Raw genomic sequence first — 1,462 nt, 5'->3', positions numbered from 1 at the left:
ATGCGTAAATCATGCTGAATATTCTGAGCTAAACTGCGCCAAACTCGCTCATAAGCATATTGAAAAATTGATTCTAATCCCCAAACAATTAAACTCAGAAATGTTAAAATTACAAGTTGTCCAAAAATATCTTGAATTCCCCATTGAGCAATCAGAGAATCTTCTTGTTTCACAACAACATCAACTGCTGCCCCAATTAAAACTGGAGGTGCCAGGTCGAAAATTTTATTTAAAATCGAGCAGATAGTAGCTTGCCAAATTTGAGTACGATAACTACTTCCATAGTTAAGCAAACGTAAAAAAGGATGTTTTGATTTAAATGTTTTTTTTGACAAGATTAAATTCCTATAATTTTGTATAAATAAAAACTCGAATTATCCTAACATAGTTAATATTAAGTATAATGTCAATATTGCCAGTCTAAATGAATGAACTATGAACAATTTCAAAATAGATAAAAAATATCAAACTATTATCGCTGTTCCCTTAAGACAATCCTCAATTCTTAATTTATTCTTAATCGCAATCATAGCTGTTTTCAATACTAGCTGTAGTAATTGGGACTTTAAATTATATAATTCTAGGCAAACTATAGACAAACAAGCTCGTTTTTCCTTGAATAACCGTCCAGATTTTTTTGAAAAAGGACGACTACAGATAGAGCAGGAAATGAAACAGGTCGAAACACAAAAACCCCAATCTGTATTAACCATTGAATCTGGGCAGATAGAATGGCAAAAATTTATTTTTAAAGAAGGTGATTTTACCATCTGGATGCCTACAGGTGGAATGACGGCCGAGAAAGAAATTATTGAAACTGAGAATGGAAATATTAATTTTAAAGTATTTGCAAGTCATCCCGAATCAGCAAGATTTGTCGTTGCTTATTCTGACGTTTTAAATAGTAAACAATTGGCTGATAAGCAAGATATATTAGTAAGAGTACAACACAAAATTATTGATGTTACAGATTTTGAATTGAGTAGAAATGATTCCTACAACTCAGAAAGATTTTTAGGGCGAGAATTTGTACTGACAAATAATGTTGAAACTATTACATTCAGAGTTTACTTAGCAGGAAAAAGGTTGTATATGATTGGAGCCAGTGAAATAGAAACAGAAAACGAAATTCCAGGAGCAGTAGAAAAATTTTTAGATTCATTTAAACTAAATTAATAATACTAAAAAACATTCACAAATATCTTAAATCAAAGCATCAGATAATTAGTAAAAAAAATGCAAAACATCTTACAGTATCTTTCTGTAAGGATTATTATGGTATAATTAAAAATACTTATACCAAGTAAGCTTTATCAGAGAATACGGTTAAGTTTAGGATTTTTTTTTGCAAATCTGTGATGTGCAAGAGCTTATTTTGATATTGGCTATAAGATGAATTTTGATCTTGTCTGAACTGTATTGATTGATCATAGATAATTATAATTTTTGCCTTCATCTCTAC

At 30.1% G+C, this 1,462-nt stretch carries 1 protein-coding gene and 1 pseudogene; one reads left to right on the top strand and one right to left on the bottom strand.

Annotated elements, in window-relative coordinates; translation table 11 throughout:
• A pseudogene (locus F6K13_RS32925) lies at positions 1–335 on the bottom strand (ABC transporter); the annotation flags it as partial.
• A gap of 100 nt (positions 336–435) precedes the next feature.
• Between F6K13_RS32925 and F6K13_RS32920 the strand changes: the two are divergent.
• A complete protein-coding gene (locus F6K13_RS32920) occupies positions 436–1,176 on the top strand; it encodes a hypothetical protein (RefSeq protein ID WP_124144175.1) in 741 nt (246 codons plus the stop codon).
• Positions 1,177–1,462 lie beyond the last annotated feature (286 nt).

It is taken from the genome of Okeania sp. SIO2B9, from assembly GCF_010672505.1.
Lineage (GTDB): Bacteria > Cyanobacteriota > Cyanobacteriia > Cyanobacteriales > Microcoleaceae > Okeania > Okeania hirsuta.
Note: the sequence above shows the minus strand (reverse complement) of the source record. Positions and strands in the feature narration are given on the sequence as shown.

Excerpts from the sequence above, each read along its gene's own strand:
- F6K13_RS32920 (WP_124144175.1), top strand. The coding sequence starts at position 436 with ATGAACAATTTCAAAATAGATAAAAAATATCAAACTATTATCGCTGTT.